The sequence below is a fragment of the Collinsella provencensis genome (assembly GCF_900199705.1).
Lineage (GTDB): Bacteria > Actinomycetota > Coriobacteriia > Coriobacteriales > Coriobacteriaceae > Collinsella > Collinsella provencensis.
Genome location: NZ_LT904908.1, coordinates 520,265 through 542,904, shown reverse-complemented (window position 1 = coordinate 542,904; position 22,640 = coordinate 520,265). Strand labels below are relative to the sequence as shown.

General features: G+C 59.7%; 22 protein-coding genes. All 22 read left to right on the top strand.

From position 1 onward, the window contains the following. Positions 1-107: 107 nt before the first annotated feature. The 22 genes from C1711_RS02425 (at position 108) to C1711_RS02320 (ending at position 22,596) form a co-directional block, all read left to right on the top strand. Positions 108-1,535: a UDP-N-acetylmuramoyl-tripeptide--D-alanyl-D-alanine ligase gene (locus C1711_RS02425; RefSeq protein ID WP_102337630.1), complete on the top strand. Its 1,428-nt coding sequence runs from the start codon at positions 108-110 to the stop codon at positions 1,533-1,535. Then, the gene (gene mraY, locus C1711_RS02420; RefSeq protein ID WP_102337629.1) at positions 1,535-2,566 is read left to right on the top strand and encodes a phospho-N-acetylmuramoyl-pentapeptide-transferase; all 1,032 of its coding nucleotides are present in this window, start codon (positions 1,535-1,537) and stop codon (positions 2,564-2,566) included. Before C1711_RS02425 ends, mraY begins: the two co-directional genes overlap by 1 nt. Before the next feature lie 8 nt (positions 2,567-2,574). Next, the gene (gene murD, locus C1711_RS02415; RefSeq protein ID WP_102337628.1) at positions 2,575-3,975 is read left to right on the top strand and encodes a UDP-N-acetylmuramoyl-L-alanine--D-glutamate ligase; all 1,401 of its coding nucleotides are present in this window, start codon (positions 2,575-2,577) and stop codon (positions 3,973-3,975) included. A gap of 6 nt (positions 3,976-3,981) precedes the next feature. Next, the gene (gene ftsW, locus C1711_RS02410; protein WP_102337627.1) at positions 3,982-5,787 is read left to right on the top strand and encodes a putative lipid II flippase FtsW; all 1,806 of its coding nucleotides are present in this window, start codon (positions 3,982-3,984) and stop codon (positions 5,785-5,787) included. Then, positions 5,777-6,904, top strand: coding sequence for an undecaprenyldiphospho-muramoylpentapeptide beta-N-acetylglucosaminyltransferase (gene murG, locus C1711_RS02405; protein ID WP_102337626.1), 1,128 nt, complete (start codon positions 5,777-5,779; stop codon positions 6,902-6,904). Before ftsW ends, murG begins: the two co-directional genes overlap by 11 nt. A 304-nt stretch (positions 6,905-7,208) precedes the next feature. After that, positions 7,209-8,642, top strand: coding sequence for a UDP-N-acetylmuramate--L-alanine ligase (murC, locus tag C1711_RS02400; RefSeq protein WP_102337625.1), 1,434 nt, complete (start codon positions 7,209-7,211; stop codon positions 8,640-8,642). Positions 8,643-8,645: 3 nt separating this feature from the next. Then, positions 8,646-9,557: a UDP-N-acetylmuramate dehydrogenase gene (murB, locus tag C1711_RS02395; RefSeq protein WP_102337624.1), complete on the top strand. Its 912-nt coding sequence runs from the start codon at positions 8,646-8,648 to the stop codon at positions 9,555-9,557. Further along, positions 9,514-10,872 carry a cell division protein FtsQ/DivIB gene (locus C1711_RS02390; RefSeq protein WP_102337623.1) on the top strand — a complete coding sequence of 453 codons (1,359 nt, stop codon included), beginning with the start codon at positions 9,514-9,516 and terminating at the stop codon, positions 10,870-10,872. Before murB ends, C1711_RS02390 begins: the two co-directional genes overlap by 44 nt. Before the next feature lie 315 nt (positions 10,873-11,187). Next, positions 11,188-12,318: a cell division protein FtsZ gene (gene ftsZ / locus C1711_RS02385; protein ID WP_102337622.1), complete on the top strand. Its 1,131-nt coding sequence runs from the start codon at positions 11,188-11,190 to the stop codon at positions 12,316-12,318. A 414-nt stretch (positions 12,319-12,732) separates the two neighbouring features. Beyond that, positions 12,733-13,521, top strand: coding sequence for a GntR family transcriptional regulator (locus C1711_RS02380; protein WP_234346182.1), 789 nt, complete (start codon positions 12,733-12,735; stop codon positions 13,519-13,521). A 195-nt stretch (positions 13,522-13,716) separates the two neighbouring features. Next, positions 13,717-14,421, top strand: coding sequence for a triose-phosphate isomerase (locus C1711_RS02375; protein ID WP_102337620.1), 705 nt, complete (start codon positions 13,717-13,719; stop codon positions 14,419-14,421). 3 nt (positions 14,422-14,424) lie between these two features. Beyond that, on the top strand, positions 14,425-14,946 hold the full coding sequence (locus tag C1711_RS02370) for a YjbQ family protein (protein WP_102337619.1): 522 nt from the start codon (positions 14,425-14,427) through the stop codon (positions 14,944-14,946). A gap of 109 nt (positions 14,947-15,055) precedes the next feature. Next, positions 15,056-15,340 carry a PTS sugar transporter subunit IIB gene (locus tag C1711_RS02365; protein WP_102337618.1) on the top strand — a complete coding sequence of 95 codons (285 nt, stop codon included), beginning with the start codon at positions 15,056-15,058 and terminating at the stop codon, positions 15,338-15,340. Positions 15,341-15,384: 44 nt separating this feature from the next. Then, positions 15,385-16,791 (top strand): PTS galactitol transporter subunit IIC, encoded by a 1,407-nt coding sequence (locus C1711_RS02360; RefSeq protein ID WP_102337617.1) that lies wholly within the window; start codon positions 15,385-15,387, stop codon positions 16,789-16,791. 121 nt (positions 16,792-16,912) lie between these two features. Next, positions 16,913-17,452, top strand: coding sequence for a hypothetical protein (locus tag C1711_RS02355; protein ID WP_102337616.1), 540 nt, complete (start codon positions 16,913-16,915; stop codon positions 17,450-17,452). Positions 17,453-17,536: 84 nt separating this feature from the next. Further along, entirely contained in the window at positions 17,537-18,424 is an 888-nt protein-coding gene (locus tag C1711_RS02350) for a class II fructose-bisphosphate aldolase (RefSeq protein ID WP_102337615.1), read from the top strand. A 97-nt stretch (positions 18,425-18,521) separates the two neighbouring features. After that, positions 18,522-19,001: a PTS sugar transporter subunit IIA gene (locus C1711_RS02345; RefSeq protein ID WP_102337614.1), complete on the top strand. Its 480-nt coding sequence runs from the start codon at positions 18,522-18,524 to the stop codon at positions 18,999-19,001. Between the two features lie 203 nt (positions 19,002-19,204). Further along, the gene (locus tag C1711_RS02340) at positions 19,205-20,002 is read left to right on the top strand and encodes a polyphenol oxidase family protein (protein WP_102337613.1); all 798 of its coding nucleotides are present in this window, start codon (positions 19,205-19,207) and stop codon (positions 20,000-20,002) included. 120 nt (positions 20,003-20,122) lie between these two features. Continuing rightward, the gene (locus C1711_RS02335) at positions 20,123-20,860 is read left to right on the top strand and encodes a YggS family pyridoxal phosphate-dependent enzyme (RefSeq protein ID WP_102337612.1); all 738 of its coding nucleotides are present in this window, start codon (positions 20,123-20,125) and stop codon (positions 20,858-20,860) included. A gap of 38 nt (positions 20,861-20,898) precedes the next feature. Continuing rightward, positions 20,899-21,621 carry a cell division protein SepF gene (locus C1711_RS02330; RefSeq protein WP_102337611.1) on the top strand — a complete coding sequence of 241 codons (723 nt, stop codon included), beginning with the start codon at positions 20,899-20,901 and terminating at the stop codon, positions 21,619-21,621. A gap of 13 nt (positions 21,622-21,634) precedes the next feature. Continuing rightward, positions 21,635-21,904 carry a YggT family protein gene (locus C1711_RS02325; RefSeq protein ID WP_102337610.1) on the top strand — a complete coding sequence of 90 codons (270 nt, stop codon included), beginning with the start codon at positions 21,635-21,637 and terminating at the stop codon, positions 21,902-21,904. A gap of 62 nt (positions 21,905-21,966) precedes the next feature. Then, entirely contained in the window at positions 21,967-22,596 is a 630-nt protein-coding gene (locus C1711_RS02320; protein WP_102337609.1) for a DivIVA domain-containing protein, read from the top strand. Positions 22,597-22,640: the final 44 nt, after the last annotated feature.

Genomic DNA, 22,640 nt, shown 5'->3' with positions numbered 1-22,640 from the left:
GGCGGATGCGGCGGATGCGCCTATTGTCCACACGCCCTGCACGATATCGGAGGCTTATCGCGCTACCATGACAGATTGCAGTGAACGCACACGGGAGGATACGCCGTATGGTTGAAATAGCAGTGCAAGATCTTGTGCGCGCGACGGGCGCCGCGCTCCATGTCGGGGCGGCCGAGCGCGTGTGTCGCGGTTGTGCAATCGATTCTCGAGAAGTGGGGAAGGACGCTATCTTCGTCGCGTTTCCCGGTGAGCGCGTGGATGGCAACGCGTTTGCGCCCAAGGCGATCGAGGCGGGTGCCGCGTGCGTGGTGCTCACCGTCGAGCCTTCTGAAGAGCTGCTTTCCCTGGCTGCCGAGCACGGCTGCGCCGTTTTGACGTGCGATGACCCCACCGAGTTCTTGCTGCGTCTGGCGAAAGACTACCGTGCACGTCTGGGATGTACCGTTATCGGCGTGACGGGCTCCATCGGCAAGACCACCACGAAGGACGTGCTTTCCGCCTTGCTTGCCAAGCGGTATCGCGTACACGCGACGCGTGGCAACTATAACAACCTGATCGGCCTGCCGCTCACCATCCTTTCGGCGCCTGCCGATACGCAGGTCCTCGTGCTCGAAATGGGCATGGACGGTGCCGGTCAGATCGAGCGCCTCGCCGCATGCGCCCAGCCCACATTTGCCGTCATCACCAAGGTCGGCACCTCGCATATCGGCATGCTGGGTAGCCGGGAGAACATCGCCTGCGCCAAGGCCGAGATCATCTCGGGCATGGCCTCGGGTACGGCGGATTGCCGTCCCACGCTCGTGCTGCACGGCGAGGACGATTTCACCCCGTACATCATCGAGCGCTTTGCCCAGCCTGCGAATGTCGACGTCGTGCTTGCGGGCACTTCGATCGATGACGATGTCTACGCCGCCCACGTCGAACTCGACGACGAGGGGCATCCCTCGTTCGACATCACTTTTGAAGACGGCACGACCTTGAGGACGCACGTCGCCGTTGCCGGCGCCCAGTCGGTCCCCAACGTGCTGTTCGCCGTTGCGGTGGCACATCGTCTGGGTGTCTCCTGCGCCGAGATCGACGAGGCGTTGGGAGCGTTGGAGCTCACCGGTCGTCGTGCCCAGGTTCGCCGCACCGCAGATGGCGGGCGCGTCATCGATGATTCGTACAACGCCAGCCCCGAATCCATGGCGGCGGGTTTGGACCTGCTTGCGAGCCTGCCGTGCACCGGCGCCCGTATCGCCGTTTTGGGCGAGATGGGCGAGCAGGGCGACGAGGCCGCGCGTTTGCATGCGCTGACCGGCGCATATGCGGCCGCTAAAAAGCTCAACCTGCTGGTATGCGTGGGCGGCGAGCTTGCCCAGGAGATGGCCGCGGCGGCTCGCATGATGGGCATGGACGAGGGGGACGTGCAGGTCGTTTCCTCCTGTGATGTGCTGATTGACCGCTACGCTAAGCTCCTGCGCGAGCACGACCTCATGTTGGTAAAGGGCTCGCGTTTCGTGGGTCTCGATCGTTTCGTCGAGGAGGTGTGCTGATGTTCGGTAACCCCCAATATCCGACCTACCAGGTATTCCTGGCACTTCTCATCGCCGCGCTCATCGCCGGTTTCATCATGCCCCTATGGATTCGCCTGCTCAAAATCGAGGGAATCGGCCAGCAGATCCGCGCTGATGGCCCACAGCGCCATCTGGTGAAGGCGGGTACGCCCACGATGGGTGGCGTGGTGATCCTTCTGGCCGTGGTGCTCACGTGCCTTATCATGTGCAAGCCCACGTTCGAGCTTCTGCTTGCGATCGGTGCCACGCTCGCGACGGGTGCGCTCGGCCTGTTCGACGACATAACCAAGGTCGTGCAGAGCCGTTCTCTGGGCCTCACACCTTCCGGCAAGATGGCGGGCCTTACGCTGATTGTCGTGGTGTTCTTCGTGCTGGCAGTCAACTTCTGCGATGTGCAACCGGTTATCGCGTTCCCGGGCGGTTTTGCCATCGACCTGGGCATTCTCACCACCACGTTCATGGCGGGCGGCATGGAGATCCAGATTCCGTGGCTGTATCTCATCTTCGTGTTCCTGCTGCTCGCCGGTATGTCCAACGCCGTCAACCTCACCGACGGCCTTGACGGCCTCGCGGGCGGTACGGTTATGATGGCCATGCTGGTCATGGCTGCCATCTGCTTCATTCGCGATGACATCAACCTTGCGATGTTCTGCGCGTCGTGTGCCGGCGGCTGCATCGGCTTTTTGTGGTTCAACGCCTATCCGGCGAGCATCTTCATGGGCGATACCGGTTCGCTTGCACTCGGAGGTGGCCTTGCGGCCGTCGCCATCCTCACCAACACCGAGGTCATTTCGCTCGTAGTCGGCGCGCTGTTCATCGTCGAGACCCTTTCGGTCATGATTCAGGTCGTGAGCTTCAAAGCCACGGGCAAGCGCGTGTTCCTCATGGCGCCGCTGCATCATCATTTTGAGAAAAAGGGCTGGGCTGAAACGACCGTCGTCATTCGATTTTGGATTGTGTCCGCAGCGTGCGGGGCTCTTGGACTTGCCCTATTCTTCCAGTTGGGTTAGGAGCTTATATGCCGTTGCCCGATAGCTTTACGTTGTTGGTGTTGGGCCAGGGCGGGACGGGCCTCGAGGTCGTCTCGTGGGCCGTTGCGCATCTGGGCGAGCGCGTGTCCTCCGTGACGATGTACGGCGGGGCAAAAGCGCAACCTACCGAGCGTACGCGCGAACTTGAACGTGCGGGCGCGACGTTCGTTTACGGGACTGAACAGATTGAGGGCAGCTACGACATCTGTGTTGCAAGCCCTGGCATCTCAGAGTTCTCCGACTTTTTCCGCAATGCCCGGGCGGTGTGTGGCGAGATCATGGGGGAGCCCGAGTTTTCGTATCGTCTGTCGCCCGAACGGTGGTGCGCGGTAACGGGAACCAACGGCAAAACGACGGTGACGAGTCTCATCACAAGGCTCATGCAATCGGGTGGATTGCCGTGCGTTGCCGTGGGCAACATCGGCAATGCACCGATCCATGAGGTCGACAATCGTGCAGAGGGCGAATGGTTTGCCGCCGAGCTTTCCAGCTATCAGATTGCGACGACGAGTGAGCTGCATCCGCGTGCAGCGGTTTTGCTCAACATCACGCCCGATCATCTTGCATGGCATCATACGCACGAGAACTACGCTTTGGCGAAGATTCGCCTGTTCCAAAATATGGACGAGCATGATGTCGCTATCGTCAATGCCGAGGACGAGGGCATCGCGGCATTTTCCGAGCGCATCTACATGCCAGGTCGTCGCGTGCTCAAGTTCGGCCTTGCCGATGCCGGTGGCACCGACGCTGCTTTTGTGCGCGACGGCAGTCTTGTGGTTCGCCTTGCAGGGCGGGAGAGCACGCTTGTTCACGTCGACGAGCTCAAGATCGCCGGCACCCACAACGTGCTGAACGCACTTGCCGCAGCATCGGCGGCGCTCGTGTGCGGCGCCTCTCTGGAGGGCGTGCGCGCCGGCCTTATCGCATTCGCGCCGCTTCCGCACCGTTTGGAACCGGTGGGCGAGATTTCCGGTGTGCGCTACATCAACGACTCCAAGGCAACCAATACCGATGCGGTCGAGAAGGCGCTGGAGGCGTTCTCCGACTGCCGTATTTTGTTGTTGCTTGGCGGTGCCGATAAGCACACTCCGCTTGAGGACTTCATGGAGCGAGTCGCCGCGAACGTTTCGGGTGTCGTATGCTTCGGCGCCGCACGTGAACGTTTCCGCAAGGCACTCGAGGAGGCGTCCAGTGCCTCCGAGATCGATATCGCCGAGGCAGATGACCTGCGTGATGCGGTTGACGTCGCACGGTCGCTCGCCCAGCGCGGGGATCTTGTGCTGCTCTCGCCGGCTTGCGCTTCGTTTGACGAGTTCAGCGGTTTTGAAGAGCGCGGGGATGCGTTCCGCTCCTACGTGGCGGAGCTTGCGTCCGCGGTAGAGGAGTAGGGCGTCGTGGCAGAACGGACCGACAAAACGCCTAAGAAGGCACAGAAGGGCACCGCGCCTGCAACGTCGGAAGGCGTGCAGGTAGAAGCGCCCAAGCCTTCCAAGCGCAAGGTGACCAAAGAGCAGAAGGCGCGTGTGAAGCAGCAGGCCGCGACTGCGGCTTCGAAGAGCGCCCCTCGTCCTTCGAAACGTTCGCGTTTGCATGCCACCGCCACGGGCCATTCGGAAATCGGTGAAAAGCTCATCGCCGGTGTGCCCGCACGTATCATGCGCCCCCGTTTGGTGTTCATCTTTTGCCTGGTGAGTATCTGCCTATTCGGTTTGCTCATGGTCTTTTCCGCTTCTGCGGTCGAGTCGCTAAAAGAGAACGACAACGCGTTTTACTACCTCATTCGCCAGAGCATCTTCATGGTGCTTGGCGGGCTGTTGGTCGTATTCATGTCGGGTCGTTTTGGCGGGTTCCCCACCTGGAATATGTATCGCAGCGGTTCGCGCACGTTCTGGTTGGCCACACTCGTCCTGCTGCTCGCCGTGCTGTTTATCGGCACCGGTGGTGACAGCTGGGGCGCGTCGCGATGGATCCCGCTGCCGTTCTTTAACCTGCAGCCCGCCGAGTTGGCGAAGCCCGCGGTTATCCTCGTCATGGCGAACCTCTTTGCGAGCCATTATGAAGACGGGACGCTTTCGGTTCAGGAGTTTGTCGTACAGGGCCTCATCGTGTTGGCCTCCACCCTTGTCCTGATTCTTGCCGAACCTGATTTGGGCACGTCGTTCATCATTTTCGCCGCGGTGTTCTGCATGCTCTTCATTGCCGGTCTTTCGTGGCGGTGGACTATCGGTACCATCGTTTTGGGATTGTGCGCAATCGCGATCCTGGTCATTGCCGCGCCGTATCGTTTCAATCGCTTCATGATCGCATTCAATCCATGGAGCGATCCGTATGGCTTGGGCTATCAGCCCACGCTCGCCATCATGGCGTTCGCTTCGGGCGGAGTGTTTGGACGCGGTATCGGCAACTCCACGATGAAATACAACTATCTTCCCGAAGCGCATAACGATTACATCCTCGCCATCATCGGTGAGGAACTCGGTTTCGTGGGAACCCTCATCTTCATCGCGGTGTATCTTCTCATGATTTATGCGGCTTTCAGGATCGCCATGCGTTCCCCGACGTTTTATGGGCAGATGCTGGCAATGGGAAGCGCGCTGGTGATTGCGATTCAGTTTTTCGTCAATGTCATGGGCATCGTCGGTTGGCTGCCCATGACGGGCAAGCCGCTTCCGTTTGTCAGTTACGGCGGTTCGTCGGTCATAACGTCTTTGATGTTGGCGGGCATGATCATACGTGTGTCGCTGGAAAGCAACGTGGAGACCGCGGCCGATCGCCGTCGTGCCGGCTTCTCCGTTATGCACGACGATCCGTATGATCAGGAGGATGTTTCGGCGCATTTGGGTCGCAGCACCGCAGGTACCGTGAGAACGCGCTCAAGCCGCGCGTCCATGCGGCGTTCGGATGAGGCGGAACCGACGTATCGGAGGTCCTCGGGTTTCCGTGTGTTTGACGGCGGGCGCTCTGACGCTCCGCCTTTTCGGGACGGACGCAGGGGTGACGATGGCCTTCGCCGTTCAAGCCCGCGGCGGGAGGGGCCGTACGAACGCATCAACTTGAATGGTGACGGATCGGGTCGCCTGCGTCATGATGGCATGCGAACACGCGTCGATTACAGCGACATCACCCGTTCCGCCCGTCCGCGCCGCTCGGGCGACAATCGTTCGGGTTCATCATCGAGAGGAAATCGCTATGACCGATAAGAAGCTTACCGTCGCCATTGCCGCTGGGGGAACTGCGGGACATGTGAATCCGGCGCTTGCGCTTGCCGATGCGTTGCGCGATCGTGGCCATGAGGTGCATTTCTTTGGTGAGACGCGTCGTTTGGAGGGGACGCTCGTCCCGCAGGCGGGCTTTCCATTTCATCCCATCCACGTGACAGGGTTTGATCGCCAGCGCCCTTGGACACTGGTGCCTGCATTGGTGCGTTTGGCGAAGGAAGAGCGTCGCCTGGTCAGAGAGTTCAAAAACGGCTCCATCCCTATGCCCGACGTCGCAATCGGTTTTGGCGCGTATTTGGAGCTTCCCCTCGTGCGCGCGGCGGCGAAGCTGGGAATCCCTGTGGCATTGCACGAACAAAACTCCGTGTCCGGCTTGGCGAATAAGCAGTCAGCGAAACTTGCAAGCCTCATCGCGATGGGGCAGCCGGGGGCTGAGGACGTTTTGCGATCGCATGCCGGTGCGAATACGCGCATCGAGTTCACGGGCAACCCCGTTCGCACGAGTGTGCTCAACGGAAATCGCGCGCAGGGACGTGCCGCGTTGGGCATTCCCGAGGATGCCACGATGCTCCTTGTGTTTGGCGGCTCTCTGGGCGCCAAGCATCTCAACGAGCGCCTCGCCACACTCAAAGACGAGCTTTTGGGTGTAGAGGGGCTGCATGTGGTCCACTCCACGGGCAAGGGCGGTTACGAGGACGCATGTGCTGCACTCAACCTTACGGAAGACGAGGCAAAGCGCTGGCGTGTGTGCGACTACATCGACAACATGGGCGATGTGCTCTCTGCCGCCGATCTGGTTTTGTCGCGTGCGGGCGCCTCATCGGTTGCCGAGATTGCGGCGCTTGCCGTACCGGCGGTTCTCGTGCCCTATCCCTTTGCGACGGCTGACCATCAAACGACCAATGCCCGCCTGCTTACCGATGCGGGCGCAGCTGTGGTGTTTGCCGATGCGGATATCGATGACGATGATTTCAAGCAGGAGCTCATGGACCTGCTGCAGAACCCTGCGCGTCGCGCCGCTATGCACGAGGCGGCGCGTGGTCTTGCTCAAGATAAGGCGGCGGATCGCTTGGCTGATCTGTTGGAGGGTCTCGCGTAACGTTTGGAAAGCGGATTGCTTGGCAGACTTGTTAGAGGACTTCGCGTAGCACCTGGGCGGCAGATTGCTTGATCGGCCTGCTGGAGGGCTTTCGTAAATGGCAGCCGGCATGCGGAAAGCGCGGGTTGCAGACGAATTTGGGAAGGTTTGCTTGCTTTTCAAGTCGAAAAGCACGGGGAGACGTGTCAAATCTTCCCACATCGGTGTGCGAATGAAGCGTGAGCTTTCGCGCGTTGCAAGGTGAATGTCGTATACTAGCCTTCGGCTGATTACACTTTATCTGCGAGATACGCGAGGAGACGTCATGGCGACCATCGCTGTTCCTGAAGCAACTACTGCGCCCGATTTTAAGAGCGCGCACTTTATCGGCATCGGCGGTGCGGGCATGAGCGGCATCGCGCTCGTGCTCCACGAGCGCGGTTTCGACGTGACCGGCTCCGACCTCAAGACGTCGCGTTACATTCGCCAGCTTACGCGTGCCGGCGTTTCCATCCATATCGGTCATACGGCCGAGACCATCGATGAGATCATGCCCGATGTCGTGGTGGTGTCCACGGCCATCCCCGAGACCAACCCCGAGCTCGCTCGTGCTCGCGAGCTTGGTATTCCCGTCTGGCATCGCGCCAAGATGCTCTCGGCGCTGGGCTATGGCTTTACCACGATTGCCGCGGCGGGAACGCACGGAAAGACCACCACGTCATCCATGGTTGCCACCATGCTCGACCGCATGGGGCTCGACCCGAGCTTCCTCATCGGCGGTATCGTGGAGGGCTATGACACGAACGGCCGTTGCGGTTCGAGTGAGTACTTCGTTGTGGAGGCCGACGAATCTGATAGTTCCTTCCTCTACCTCAGCCCCAAGGTGGTTATCGTCACCAATATCGAGGCCGACCACATGGACCATTACGATTCGCTCGAGCAAATCGAGGAGACGTTCTGCACGTTCATGGGTCTGGTTGGCGAGGACGGCACAGTGATCGTGTGCGGCGAAGATCCGCATCTGGTGGAGCTTGCACGTTCGACGGGTCGCAAGGTTGTGACCTATGGCGAAGGGGAGGGGCACGATGTGACGTGCACTCCGGTTACCTCGAAGTACACGTTCGGCTCTACCTTCAACGTGACGCTGCCTGATGGCACTACGCACGAGGTTTCCATCAAGAGCAATCCCGGGCGTCACAACATGCTCAACGCGTCCGCGTCGCTTGCCGCAGCATACGTGCTCGGCGTTGATACCGCACAGGCTGCCGAAGCACTTTCGACGTTCGAGGGTGCACGCCGCCGTTTCACGCATGTGGGCGACGTGCGCGGCGTCACGATTGTGGACGATTACGGCCATCATCCCACCGAGATCAAGGCGACCCTCGCCGCTGCAAAAACGCTCGACTTCCCGCACGTCGATGTGGTGTTCCAGCCGCATCGCTATTCGCGTTTGCAGGCGCTCACCGACGATTTCGTCGAGGCGTTCGAGAACGCCGACACGCTGATCCTCATCGATGTGTTCCCCGCCGGTGAGATGCCCATCCCCGGTGTCACGAGCAAGATGCTCGCCGACCGCATTCGAGCTGCTCATCCCACCAAAGAGGTCTACTACGTGTCCGATCATCCCGCGCTCATGCAGCGTTTGGACGAGGCAGTCCATGCAGGCGACCTGCTCATCACCATGGGCGCCGGCGACGTCACGACGGTCGGCCCGGAGTACATCGAGCACGTTGCGCACATCGAGGCGGAGGCTCGCTAGGCCATGGGAGTCTTCAACGCGTTCATGTCGCTTTCGGGCATGATCGACACGGATGTCACGGAGCAGGAAAAGCTCGCTCGCCATACGTCCTATCGCATCGGGGGCAAGGCGGACCTGTTCGTGACATGCCACAGCTACCATTCGCTGCGCCGCGCCATCGAGGTACTCGCCCGCGAGCAAGTTCCCTGGGTCATCATTGGCAAGGGTTCGAACCTGCTTGTTGCCGACGATGGCTATCGCGGTGCCGTTGTCACGCTGGGCACGGAGTTCTCCCGCTTCGTGGTGGGCGAGGACGGTTGCACCATCACAGTCGGTGCCGGCGCCATGCTTGCGCGCCTGGTAAACGAGGCGCTTTCGCGTGGGCTTTCGGGTCTTGAGTTTGCCGTGGGTATTCCGGGCACCGTGGGTGGCGCCGTGTCCATGAACGCCGGCTCGCGTACCGACTGGATCGGAAGCCTTATCGAAGACGTGGTCACGTATAAGCCGGGCGAGGGGATTCGCCATTATGCGCACGATGATATCGTGTGGGGCTATCGAACCTGCGGTTTGCCGCGCGACGAGATCGTCCTCGAGATCACCCTTTCGCTCAAGCCCGCGTCCAAAGATGAGATTCGCGCCAAGATGGAGCGTTCGCTCACGCGTCGCCGTCGCACACAGCCCATGGGGGTGCCATCCTGCGGTTCCGTGTTCCGCAATCCGCCCAACCGTTCCGTTGGCGCTATGATCGAGGAATGCGGTTTGAAGGGATTTTCGCAAGGAGGGGCCGAGGTCTCCGATATTCACGCTAACTTTATCGTGAATAAGGGAACTGCGACCGCCGCCGATGTGGCCGCCGTGATCCAGCATGTCCACGGCAAGATTAAGGAAACGTATGGCGTTGAGCTCCAGCCCGAAGTCAAATTCCTCGGCTTCTAAGGCTCCCAAGCCCACCTATCGCCGTGCGTCGAGCGCAGGGCAGGCGCGTCCGTCGGCGAAGTCCGGTGCGGCAAAGCCGAGCTTGAAACCCAGCAAGAAGCCCTTTTCCAAAAAACCCACCGCCTCTGCAAAACAGCGGGGGACGGCTAAGGCCGCCGGTTCGTCGCGTCCCGTTGCCACTCCCAAACGGGCAGGCGCATCCAAGGTTTCGCCTCAAGTACAGGCGTCGAAGCCCAAACGGCCTGTTGCCTCTAAGCCCGCGCAGGCGTCCAAGCTCAAGCAGCCTGCGACTCCAAAAGCAGGACGTTCGCCTTTGCAGGCGGGTGGTTCGACCGTTTCGCAAAAGAGCACCTTGCGTGCGGCGCAAGTCCCGCACAAGGTCGCCAAGCGTCGTCGCTCCATAAAGATCCCCGGCTTTTTGAAACCCATCGCATCGGTTTTCTCCGCCGTAGGTCGCGCCATCGCGTCGGTTTTCTCCCGCATTCCGCTCCCGCATGTAAGTCGTGGGTTGGTGTTCGGCCTGCTCGGCGGCTCGCTGCTGGCGATTCTCGCTGCGTTTGTCATTGCGAACTCGCCCATCTTCGCCGCAACCGACATCCAGTTGAAGGGGAGCGCCCACGTTGAGCAGGAGACGGTGAGTGCGCTGGCAGAAGTTCCCGATGGAACCACGTTGCTTAATGTCAATGAGTCCGCCATCCTGGAGTCGCTCAAAGCGAGCCCATGGGTCGCCGGTGTGGATATCCAGCGTGAATGGCCCCATACGCTGGTGATTACGCCCGTCGAGCACAAAGTCCAGGCGATTGCCTATATCACTGCCGACGAGATCGCCTGGGGTATCTCGGAGGACGGAACGTGGATTGCGCCCTTGTCGCTTGCCATTGCGGTGGATGCCGATGGCAACGAGGTCGCACTTAACGATGACGGCTCGGCGCCGGAGGGGGCGACGCAGCTTTCTCCCTCAGATGCCGCTCTGCGCCTTGCGCAGGAAGCGGGAGCTCTCATTTTGACTGACGTGCCATCGGATGTGAATCCCAAGAGCGGTGAAACGGTGAATTACGAGGTGGTGCTTGCCGGTCTCGCGTATGCCAAGGGCTTTTCTCCTGAATTCGTCGCGCAGATTAAGAGCCTTTCGGTGAGTTCGGTTGAATCCATCGCTGCCAACCTTACCTCGGGGGTGGAGGTCTCGCTCGGCGAACCTGAGAACATCGTCGAGAAGGAACGCGTGGTCACCAAACTGCTCGAAGAGCGGGAGGGCGTGACGTACATCAATGTTCGCGAGCCGGGTGCGTACACGTTCCGTGCGGCACCGCAGTAGGTTTTGGCCCGTTACAAGGGGATAGCTGTCGTCTTGGGGGATAGGTGCCACTCGCGGTAGAGCTAGTACGAGACGCGCATGATCACGCCGCTCTCCTGCAAGGAAAACCGCTGCTACCGTTTGCATATGGCAAACGGTGCCCCATCTTACCTGCGGAAACCCCGTCAGCTCCACATTCTGTGTGAAGCAATTTGACTAAATGGGCGTTTTTGTGCAAACATAGGGCGGTTTACCTCGACTTTTAATCTCAACTTGAGGGTTAATGTTGTAGTGCCGCCTGATACAGGTTTAAACGAGGCGTTCGGAGGACCGCACATGCACGAGAACGAGATCAACAACTACCTTGCTGTCATCAAGGTCGTCGGTGTGGGCGGCGGCGGTACCAATGCCGTGAACCGCATGATTGAGGAAGGCATCCGCGGCGTCGAGTTTGTCGCCATCAATACCGATGCCCAGGCGCTCGCCATTTCCGATGCCGACATCAAGGTGCACATCGGCACCGATATCACCCGCGGTTTGGGCGCTGGCGCCAACCCCGAGGTCGGTCGCAAGGCTGCCGAGGAGTCCCGCGACGACATCTCCGAGGCGCTTGCCGGCGCTGATATGGTGTTCATCACCTGCGGCGAGGGCGGCGGCACCGGTACGGGTGCTGCTCCCATCGTGGCTGATATCGCACTCAACGACGTGGGCGCGCTGACGGTCGCCGTTGTGACCAAGCCTTTCACCTTTGAGGGCCGCAAGCGCAAGCTGTCCGCTGAGGAAGGCATCAAGACCCTTTCCGAGTCTGTCGATACCATGATCGTCATCCCCAACGACCGCCTGCTCGACATCGCCGAAAAGAAGACCACCATGCTCGAGGCCTTCACTACGGCCGACGGTGTGCTTTCCCAGGGCACCCAGGGCATCACCGACCTCATCACCGTTCCGGGCGTCATCAACCTCGACTTCGCCGACGTCAAGACCATCATGAAGCAGGCCGGTACCGCCATGATGGGCATCGGCGTCGCCTCTGGTGACACCCGCGCTACCGACGCGGCTCAGCAGGCCATTTCCAGCCGTCTGCTCGAGAGTTCCATCGACGGTGCCACGCGCGTCCTGCTTTCCATCGCCGGTTCCAAGGACCTCGGCATCCAGGAGATCAACGACGCCGCCGATCTCGTTGCCAACGCCGTCGATCCCGATGCCAACATCATCTTCGGTACCGTTGTGGACGAGTCTCTGGGCGACCAGGTGCGTATCACCGTTATCGCCACGGGCTTTACCGATGCCAACGTGAACCGTCAGGACGAGCTGTTCGCTTCCAGCAAGTCCGCACGCACCGCCGAGCACGCGTCCGAGCCCGTCTCCACTCCCGCTCCCACGCGCAACGTCGGCGGTACCGAGCTCCCCAACTTCGGCAACGACCAGTTTGAGCTGCCTGACTTCCTCAAGCGTGGCAATTTCTAACGTTTGAGCGCACTGCAGAAACTTTAAGAGAGCCGCCTTCGGGCGGCTTTCTTTTTGCATCAGACAGCTGTGAAGTTACATGGCTTACGCGAGCGTTCCTTACTTTTTCAAAAATGACGGAAATGCATAATTCTTCTTCTATGTTCCGAGTAGTCTGCCTTTTTCTGAAATAAAAGCGCAGGTAAATAAGGTAATAGATTTGCGTATACTCGTGATTCCGTTCTTAATCTATGCATATCCGTTATTTTTGAAATGCGCCGCTCTCATGGTGTCGTAGCATTTGCAATTTGAATCGTGCGATTTACGTATTTGTCCATAAGGCTGTATATATATAGGCCAAGAAGGTCTATGCTGTACAACGCATGAACAACCTACGGGACAATTTGGACGGATACGATGGCTACGGTGTGGGCAATGGCAAACGCAGAGGCGAATGCTGCAAAACGGCAGGATTCTGGTAGCCAGGCGCCCGCGCCCGCGCTCAAACCGCGCGAGACCCTCTATACGCAGCTTGCAGATATCCTTCGTGCCAAGATCTACTCAAAGGAATGGAAACCGCGCACCAAGATTCCCTCGGAGCACAAGCTCATGGAGCAGTTCAACGTTGCGCGCGGCACCGTGCGCAAAGCCCTGAAATCCCTTGTAGATGAGGGACTGCTCGTTCAGATGCGGGGGAGTGGAACCTATGTGGCGGAGCCCGGGATCTCCCACCCCGCCGGCGTGCGACCCTTGTCGTTTGCCGATTCTCTTGCCGAACAGGGCAAGAGCTTCAAGACGATCGTTATCGAAAAATGGACGGCGCCCGCTTCGTTTGAGGTCGCCGCGGAATTGGGTATCAACGCGGGCGAGGAAGTCATGTTTATGCGCCGCGTTCGCACGGTTGACGATGAGCCCGTGATGTGCCAAGAGAGCTGGCTGAACCTCGGCGCCTGCCCGGGGCTGTTCGATATCGATTACACAGCGGAATCCCTCTTCAATGCGGTCCAACGTTGCTCTGGGCGCAAGATCAAGACTTCCAACATGCGCTACAGCGCCCGGACTGCAGGCATCGAATACGGTTCGCTTCTCGCGTGCAGCGAGACTGCTGCCCTGCTTTTGCTCGAGCAGAACATTTCGCTCGAGGATGGAACGATAATCGAATGGACCAACACCTGGTTCCGTCCCGGGCAATCCATCGTGGGCACCGCCATTCAGCGCGACTGATCAAGTGCCACACAAACCGTACAACGAGAAATATCGACCTTTGATAAACCGAATTTGCGGTTGGCTCTTGCATAGTTGTTCATAGTGGGGTATACAACTATCTGTACACTGTGGAGTGGACAACTACAACCGAATGTTCACATTTGGTTTTCGCCCGTATCCACGCGGCCATCGTAGACGAGGAAGGTTGTGTCGATGGAGAAACAAGCGTTGAGGACTCCGTTTTTTGTGGTGAACCCCAAATCGTATCTGTATGGTGACGATATTCTCGCCCTCGCGAAGAAGACTGACGAACTGGCAGCGAAGTACGACTTTGATGTTCTGTTCACCGCCCAGCTCATCGACCTGCCCCGCATCATCGCCGAATGCCCGCATCTTATTCCGTGCGCTCAGCACATGGAGAGCCTCAAGCCGGGTCGCGGCATGGGCCACGTGCTTCCCGAGGCGCTTGCAGCCGCGGGCGTGAAGGCGACGTTCCTCAATCACGCGGAGAACCCCTGCACCGTGCACGAGCTGGCTTCCACGATCGCCCGCGCCAACGAGGTGGGCATCCTTACCGTCGTGTGCGCTGACTCCGTCGAGGAGGGCGAGTGGATTGCCGGTCTCGAGCCCGATGTCATGGTGTGCGAGCTCACGAGCCTCATCGGCACCGGTCAGGTTGCCGGCGAGGACTATATGCGCGCTTCCACCGAGGCAGTCAAGGCAGTTTCCCCCAACACCAAGGTTCTTCAGGCCGCTGGCATCTCCACCGGTCAGAACGTTTACGACGCCATCAAGTACGGCGCCGACGCAACGGGCGGCACTTCTGGCATCGTTGCCGCCGAGGATCCGTTCGCGACGCTCGACGAGATGTTCGAGGCTCTCGATCGCGCCCGCACCGATTTTTGCCAGGAGGCTTAAACCATGACCGTTTACAAGGATCTCATCAAGATGGACACCCTCGCCGGTAAGCCCACGTACGTGGACATCACCGCCGAGGTCGCCGCCGCCGTTGAGGCTTCTGGCATCAAGGAGGGCACCGTCACGGTCATCTCCTGCCACACCACGTGCGCCGTCTTCTCCGAGGAGTACGACCACGACCACACGCCCGCGGGCGACACCTACCTGCAGGCCGACCTCAACAACGGCCTCGACCGCGTCTTCCCCGAGCAGCACGATTGGAACACCTACCGCTATCCCGGCATGAAGCACTTTGAGGAGGTCGAGTCCTGGCCCAACCTCGAGTCCTGGCTGCCCGGCGGCGACCGCACCATGCTGTGGAACGGCGACGCGCACCTGCGCTCCACCCTCATCGGCCCCAGCGGCGTCTACGAGGTCGCTGACGGCAAACTCGAGATGAACGGCCTCGCGAGCATTTATTTTGTCGATTATGACCGCACCCGCGAGCGCACTCGTAAGGCCCGCGTCATCGTCATGGGCGAGTAGGTTCAGCCCAAACCCCATTTTTGTTACCACCTTTCGCCTATTATCCAAGAGGGGAGATAGGAAAAAGCGGTATTGTGGATAGGCATCGTTCCCAAGAAAGGAGAAAGACATGAAGAAGATCGTTTTGGCGTGTGGCTCCGGTATTGCTACCTCCACTGCTGTTGCGCAGAAGGTTAGCACCCTGCTCGACGAGAAGGGCTTCAAAGGCCAGTATCACATCGTGCAGTGCGCCATCGCTGAGGCTGCCTCCCAGTGCGCCGATGCTGACCTACTCATTGCAACGACTGTTGCTCCGGCTGGCATCACCTGTGAGTTCGTGAGCGGTCTGCCGTTCCTGACCGGCATGGGCCTTGCTGACACGCAGCAGAAGATCCTGGACATCGTTTCTAAGTAAAGTACGGTCCGCAACGTAGTAGTTTTACGGAAAGGAATGCAGCAATGGATGCAATCCTAGGTTTCTTTGGTTTTATTCAGGGCCTGGGCGTCTCTGTCATGATGCCCATCATCATCACCGTCATCGGTGCCGCCTTGGGCGTGGGCCTTGGCAAGAGCATCAAGGCCGGTCTGACGGTCGGCGTCGGCTTCATCGGCCTTAACCTCATCATCAACAACGTGCTCGGCACCAGCCTGGTTCCCGCCGTCACCACCATGGTCGAGAAGTTCGGCCTTGCCCTCTCCATCATTGATGTGGGTTGGCCTGCGTCCGCGGCAATCGCCATGGGCACCACCGTCGGTATGTTCATCATTCCGCTCGGCCTGCTCGTCAACCTCGTGATGCTGTTCACCAACACCACCCAGACCGTTGACGTCGACATTTGGAACTACTGGCACTTCGCCTTCACCGGCTCCATCGTCGCCATCATCACCAACGATCTGACGCTCGGCTTTGCCGCTGCCGTCATCAACGAGGTCATCGTCCTCATCCTCGGCGACATCACCGCTCCGCAGGTTGAGAAGTCCCTCGGCATGCCCGGCGTTTCCCTGCCTCACGGCTTCACCGCCGCCTTCGCTCCGATCGCCATGGCTGTGAACTGGCTCATCGACAAGATTCCCGGCGTCCGTGACATCAACCTCGACGTCCAGTCCATGCAGGAGAAGTTCGGCGTCTTCGGCGAGCCCATCTTCATCGGCACCATCATCGGTGTCATCATCGGCTGCGTTGCCTACTTCGATCCCGCTGACATCATGGGTTCCATCACCCTGATTCTGACCCTCGGCGTCTCCCTCGGTGCCGTCTTGGTGCTCATCCCCCGTATGGCTTCCCTGCTCATGGAGGGCCTGCTTCCCATCTCTGACGGTGCTTCCGCCTTCATCCAGAAGCGCATGCCCAACCGCGCCAAGATCTACATCGGCCTCGACTCCGCCGTGGGCGTTGGTCACCCCGTGACCCTGTCCCTGGCTCTGATCCTCGTTCCCGTTATGCTCGCGCTCGCTGTTATCCTGCAGCCGCTCGGCAACCAGGTCATTCCTCTGGTCGACCTTTCCGTCGCCACCTACATGCTCGTGCTCGTTACCCCGATCGTCGACCAGAACGGCTTCCGCGGCCTCATCGTCGGCATCGTCGTGCTTGCCGTCGGTCTGCTCATCGCCACGTACATGGCCCCGTTCCAGACCGCCGCTGCTGTCCAGTCCGGCTTCGATATCGCCAGCGCTGCTGGTAGCGCCAACGCCCAGATCTCTTCGCTCTGCGACGGCGCCAACCCGCTGACCTTCATCTTCGTGTTCCTGAGCAACATCAACGGCTTCGTCTGCATCGGTGTTACCGGTGTCGCCGCCGTCGCGTTCGCCATCTGGAACCGTGGCCGCATCCTGAAGGAGGCCAAGGAGCTTCACGCTGAGGCGTAAGTCCTGAGGTTTCACTCCGATATGCTGTGACACTGCCCGCGCCCATCTGCCCCGTTGAGGTGCAAGGGCGCGGGCTTTTTCACATACCAGACCTTTCTATGTTCGCGTTAGAGGAATACCAGTGGAAGACGCTCAGTCGCTTGATCGCATGCCAGAGGGCAAAACGTACGTATACAACGCACGCCGGTATCTTTTCGATGTGAAAGTGCCTGCCGTCGTTGCTGCCATCGCCTTCTTCGTGGCGGGGTACTTCGCCCTCGCGGGCATGTTCACCCCCATTGCCATCGGCGTGATGGTGCTGTGCGTGTACGTGTTGTTCAACACGCTCGTTGCCAAGACCTACCCCCAGACTGCGGCGCTCGTAGACGGGGAGCTGAGGTTGGTCTCCTTCGGCCGCACCGATGTGTACCGTGTCGACGAGATCACGCGCTTGCAGGTTCGCGAGAACGCTATGACTCACAATGCCTATCTTCGCGTAAATGGAGGCGGACTTCTTCGCGGCCGTTACTTTGTGGGCTGCGGAGACATGTACGACGAGAACGGCGAGAAGGCGCTCGACCTCTATCAATTCTTCCTCGACACTGAGGCGCGGCTCGATCCGGATAACATCCGCGTGCGTTCACGTACCGTCGAATCGAGAAAAAACGCCAAGAAGAACTAAGGGTATTCCACGTCCCTACATGCGTGCAGCTGGTCATCCACGATTGCCCATCCTTTTAATCCACCATTGAGAAAAGAGCCGACTATGCTCGTTAACCTTCGTGATATCTGCGCTATCGCCGAGCAGAACAACATGGCGATCGCCGCATTCAACACTCCGAGCCTCGAGGCCGTCCGCGCTGCCATCGGCGCGGCCGAGGCTACCGGTTATCCCGTCATCATCCAGCATGCCGAGTGCCATGAGAACATCGCGCCGCTCGACGTGATCGGCCCGGCCATGGTCGCCCTGGCCGAGCGTTCAACCGCTCAGATCTGCGTGCACCTCGACCATGGCGAGAACCTCTCCTACATCCGTCGTGCGCTCGAGATGGGCTTCACTGGCGTTATGCTCGACGGCTCCGCGCTTCCTTACGAGGAGAATGTCGCCATGTCTGCCCGCGCTGCAGCCATGTGCGCTAACTTCGACTGCGGTCTTGAGTGCGAGCTCGGCAGCCTCGGTGCCCGCGAAGGCGACGTGCTCCACGGCGGCGACACCCCGGCTGGCGGTACCGGTGCGACCTACACCGACCCCGACCAGGCCCGTGAGTTCCTCGATGCCACCGGTGCCGATTTGCTCGCCTGCTCGTTCGGTACGGTCCATGGCCTGTATCGCGGTGAGCCGCATCTGTCCTTCGAGGTACTCGAGCAGATCCGCGAGCGTGTGCCTCGTGCCGCCCTCGTCATGCACGGCGGTTCCGGCGTGTCCAACGAGGACTACCACAAGGCCATCGACGCGGGTATCCGCAAGATCAACTACTACACCTACGGTGTGAAGTACGCCGGTGAGTCCGTGGCCGAGCTTGTGGACGCCCGTCGCACCGCCGGTACTCAGGTGTATTGGCACGACATGACCATTGCCGCATATGAGCGCCTGCTTGCCGACTTCACCGACGTCATGAAGGTGTTCGCCAACGGCGCCGCACCTCTGGCATAGGGAAGATTGTGTTTTGCGGCTATGAGTCACTGTACGCATGCGGCTCATAGCTGTAACCTATATTCGTCGTATCGTTCTTTCTAACGAAGGGATTCGCATGGCCACCATTGATACCGATCTGTTCAAACCCGAACTCGTTTTCTTTGATTTTGAGGCTGAGGACCGCGAGGACTTCTTCAAGAAGCTCGGCAAGGAACTTGGCGACCGTGGCTACATCAAGGACACCTGGTATGACGCCATCACCACGCGTGAGGCCAATTATCCCACGGGCCTTGCCTGCCAGGCCATCAATGTCGCTATTCCTCACACCGACCCTGAGCACCTCGAGAAGCCCTACATCGCCGTTATCAAGCCCAAGAAGCCGGTCGTCTTCGAGTACATGGCCGGTATGGGCGATCCGGTGCCTGCTGAGCTCATCGTGAACCTCGGTCTGCTCCAGCACGCCGAGGGCCAGGTCGCCATCCTCCAGGCTCTCATGCGCGTGTTCATGGACGATGCCGCTTCTGCCGATATCTTGGCTCAGGACACGCCCGAGGGCATGGTCGAGACCATGGTTAAGTACTGCGTTGCAGAGTAGTACGTTTTTACACCGATAGCTTTGTGCTGAACGGGCCCAGCGCCCAAAACTGCGCGAAGTGTGGGGATTGTTCTTACCCTGTCGAGTAGACCCTTTTCTTACAAACGCTTGACCTGCATTTTTGCGGAGATAACAGTTGGGTATACTCGGAGCGTTCGATTACATCACCGCACTTCGCGCTTTTTTGTCAGAAAGGTCATGGGATGGAGCGAATCGAATCCAATGGGGTTGCGTTAACGGGTGTTTTCCCGAACGCGCAGGGTTCCTCGGTGGCATTTGGGTTCACAGAGCGGACAGGAGGCGTCTCTGTCGCCCCCTACACCTCGCTTAATCTGGGCACCCATGTGGGCGATGATCCATCTGCGGTTGAGGAAAACCGTCGTCGCGTGCTGGCGGCGCTCGGTTGCGAGGCGGATATGGCCGCGCTGCTCGTCCCCAACCAGGTGCACGGAGATCACGTGGTGCTGGTAACGCATGGCGACGAAGACGAGCTGTGTTCCGTGCGCGCCGAGATCGCCGAGGGTGCCGATGCCATCGTTTGCGTTGCCCCACATGTGCCGGTGATGCTTTGCTATGCCGATTGCGTGCCGGTAGTCCTTACCGCTCCAGGTGGTTTTGCAGTGGTCCACTCGGGTTGGAAGGGAACGTTTGCCCGTATCTCCGCCAAGGCTGCACGCGTGCTCGCCGAGGTAGCTCAGTGCCCGCTGAGCGCCATTTCAGCTTATATCGGCCCCCATATTCAAGGCGATGAATACGAGGTCTCCGAGGAGCTCATCCAGCGTTTTGATGCGGCGTTTGGCTGGCATGAGGCGGGCAAGACCCGCTTGCTCGACCTGACTCGCGCCATTCGCCAAGCGCTCGAGGAGGTTGGGCTGGAGCCCGATCGTATCGAAGACACGGGCCTTTCCACCGTCAAGGAAAACGATCGCTTTTACTCGTATCGCGTGGAGCAAGGGACGTGCGGTCGCCACGGTGCCGTTGCGGTTTTGATGGGGGAGTAGCCTCGTTCGCCCGGATCGATTCGGTATTCTGTTGCCCCTTTGTGACTATCGGTCTGTCCTGCGGTATCTGCATGAATTTGGGGTAGCATGGCGATAGGTCGAAAACGAGGGAGTGCACGGATGCACGAGCAATACGCGCATATGATTTGCGAGCGTCGTGAGGAGATTCTCGCGCGCATGGATGCCGCCGTGCGCATGTCGGGCCGTACGCTCGATGACGTGGAGCTCGTCGCCGTCTCAAAAACCGTGGGTATTCCCGAGGTCCTCGCGGCGATTGATGCGGGATATCGCACCTTTGGCGAGAATCGCCCACAGGAGCTCATGCGCAAACTTGAGGGCCTTGGTTCCATTGTCGACCTGCCATCTGTTCGCTTTGACATGATCGGCAACCTGCAGACAAATAAAATCAACGCCACGCTCGGCCGCGTAAAACTCATCCATTCCATCGGGTCGCTCCATCTCGCGGAGGCAGTTTCCTCCCGCGCGGCGCGTCGCATGGAAGCAGGGGAGTTGAAGGCTCCGCAGCCCGTGCTCATCGAGGTCAATGTGAGTGGGGAGGAGACGAAAGGTGGCTTTGCTCCCAACGACCTGCGGCGTCACATGGACCAACTTCAAAATCTTTGTGGAATTGATATCCGGGGTCTTATGACTATGGCGCCGCGTGGGAACAAAGATGTCGCGCGTTCGTGTTTTTCGGACTTGCGGGACCTGCGCGACGAGCTCGCTGTTTCGAGCGGTCTTGCCCTTCCGGAGCTTTCCTGCGGCATGAGCGAGGATTTTGAAGCGGCACTTGTCGAGGGTTCTACCATCGTTCGCCTAGGGCGCGTGGTATTTGACCCTATGTTTGAAGTACTATAGGTGGGTACGCCCTGCATGGTGCGAGGAAAGGTATTACCGTGAGTTTCTTAGATGATCTGAAAAGCCGTTTGCCGTTTGGCCAAAACGTCGAGCCCGAGCCCTATGGTGACGAACCCTACGACGACTGTTATGACGATGGAGCAGGCGACGGATACGATTCGTATGCCGCATCCGATTATGTACAGCCTGCACAAGACAGCTATCGCGGTTATGAGCCCGCAGCGCCCGGTAACGGCATGCTCGGTCAGACGCGTCGCGGCGAGGCTGAGTCGGTAGCGGTCTATACGCGTTCCGGCCAGCTCGTGGGTGATGCCGACCGTCACGCCACCATCTATACGCCGCCTGCGCGCGACGCGGGGTATCGTCCCGGCGCTTACGACACGCCGTCCAGCTACGCTCAGGCGCAGTCCCAGCATGCCGCCGCCGTTTCGACTGCGACCTCGGCGACCGACGCTCGCGTGAGTGCAGTGTTGGATGCCAATCCGCAGCTGCCCGCCTACATTTTGCGTCCTGAGAGCTATGACGATGTCGAGACGGTCGTGCGCCGCGTGCGCACCCGCCAGCCGGTCGCGCTCGTGTTCGCGGGCGTACGCACCGAGGTTGCCAAGCGCGTGCTCGACTTTAGCTATGGCTTTGCCTGCGGCCTGGGCGCCAGTGTGCGCGAAGTGGGCGACCGTGTGTTCATCGTGCTGCCGAAGGGTTGCGAGGTCAAGGATTCCGATCTTGCGAAGCTTCGCACCGAGGGCTATTTGAAGCGCTAGGAGTTTATAGACAGTGACGACTCTCACGATTGCTCGATTCATCCAGTCGCTTTTCAACTTCTACAGCCTTCTGATCTTGGCATACTGTTTTATGAGCTGGATTCCCATCCGCTCGGGCAGTGTTGTAGAGGACATCGCGTACGCGCTTCGTACGATTGTCGAACCGTATCTGGGCATTTTCCGTCGGTTCCTACCGCCTATGGGAGGAATCGATTGGTCGCCCGTGATTGCGATACTTGTGTTGAATATGCTGGAAACCTTTGTTTTGAGGTTAGTATTGTAGGGATAAGACGCTGAGCTGCGGGCGCCTGTTCGGGCGCCTCTCGCGTTGGAAAGGATTGACTCATGGCTATCACCCCCGCTGACATTCAGGCACAGACATTCTCCGAAGCTATGCGCGGCTATGACCCCGCCGAGGTCGACGTGTTCCTCGAGACGCTCGCTTCTGAGGTCGACGCCATGCTCAACAAGATCGTCGATCTTAAGAACCGTCTGACGGCTACCGAGCAAGAACTTGCCGCGGCCCAGGCACAGGCCGCCACTCCCGCGCTGACCCCCTCGCCCGAGTACACGGCTACCGCCAGTCAGATCTCCGCTGCGCTCATCGCGGCCCAGCAGTCTGCCGACGCCATCGTCGCCGAGGCTCGCGACAATGCCGATCGCATCCGCAATGAGGCCGATGCCAAGGCCCGCGAGGTTATTCGCCAGGCGCTCGCCGAGAAGCAGAACGAGATTGCCGAGATCGACCGTCTCAAGGCTTCTCGTGAGGAGTTCAAGGCTGAGTATCTCAAGCTCATTCAGCACTTCATGGACGAGGCCCAAAACGAGTTCCCGCCCAGCCTACTTTCCGGACTGCCCACGGGCTCCGAGGCAGCGGCAGTGGCTGCCCCCGCACCGGCGCCTGCGCCCGAGCCCATGCCGGTCGCCGATCCGTTCGCCCCGCTGCCCAACTTCGGCGCCGACGATCTGGACTAGCGTATTGCCAAAACCGCTCTAGCCGCGGGCCCAGGTGTATGCCT

Bases quoted from the DNA above. Each gene is read 5' to 3' on its own strand.
- C1711_RS02375 (WP_102337620.1), top strand. From the start codon at position 13,717: ATGGAGAAACAAGCGTTGAGGACTCCGTTTTTTGTGGTGAACCCCAAA.
- murC (WP_102337625.1), top strand. From the start codon at position 7,209: ATGGCGACCATCGCTGTTCCTGAAGCAACTACTGCGCCCGATTTTAAG.
- C1711_RS02335 (WP_102337612.1), top strand. From the start codon at position 20,123: ATGCACGAGCAATACGCGCATATGATTTGCGAGCGTCGTGAGGAGATT.
- C1711_RS02370 (WP_102337619.1), top strand. From the start codon at position 14,425: ATGACCGTTTACAAGGATCTCATCAAGATGGACACCCTCGCCGGTAAG.
- C1711_RS02345 (WP_102337614.1), top strand. From the start codon at position 18,522: ATGGCCACCATTGATACCGATCTGTTCAAACCCGAACTCGTTTTCTTT.
- C1711_RS02390 (WP_102337623.1), top strand. From the start codon at position 9,514: ATGGCGTTGAGCTCCAGCCCGAAGTCAAATTCCTCGGCTTCTAAGGCT.
- murD (WP_102337628.1), top strand. From the start codon at position 2,575: ATGCCGTTGCCCGATAGCTTTACGTTGTTGGTGTTGGGCCAGGGCGGG.
- murB (WP_102337624.1), top strand. From the start codon at position 8,646: ATGGGAGTCTTCAACGCGTTCATGTCGCTTTCGGGCATGATCGACACG.
- C1711_RS02350 (WP_102337615.1), top strand. From the start codon at position 17,537: ATGCTCGTTAACCTTCGTGATATCTGCGCTATCGCCGAGCAGAACAAC.
- mraY (WP_102337629.1), top strand. From the start codon at position 1,535: ATGTTCGGTAACCCCCAATATCCGACCTACCAGGTATTCCTGGCACTT.
- C1711_RS02380 (WP_234346182.1), top strand. From the start codon at position 12,733: ATGGCAAACGCAGAGGCGAATGCTGCAAAACGGCAGGATTCTGGTAGC.
- C1711_RS02365 (WP_102337618.1), top strand. From the start codon at position 15,056: ATGAAGAAGATCGTTTTGGCGTGTGGCTCCGGTATTGCTACCTCCACT.
- ftsZ (WP_102337622.1), top strand. From the start codon at position 11,188: ATGCACGAGAACGAGATCAACAACTACCTTGCTGTCATCAAGGTCGTC.
- C1711_RS02360 (WP_102337617.1), top strand. From the start codon at position 15,385: ATGGATGCAATCCTAGGTTTCTTTGGTTTTATTCAGGGCCTGGGCGTC.
- C1711_RS02425 (WP_102337630.1), top strand. From the start codon at position 108: ATGGTTGAAATAGCAGTGCAAGATCTTGTGCGCGCGACGGGCGCCGCG.
- C1711_RS02320 (WP_102337609.1), top strand. From the start codon at position 21,967: ATGGCTATCACCCCCGCTGACATTCAGGCACAGACATTCTCCGAAGCT.
- C1711_RS02340 (WP_102337613.1), top strand. From the start codon at position 19,205: ATGGAGCGAATCGAATCCAATGGGGTTGCGTTAACGGGTGTTTTCCCG.
- murG (WP_102337626.1), top strand. From the start codon at position 5,777: ATGACCGATAAGAAGCTTACCGTCGCCATTGCCGCTGGGGGAACTGCG.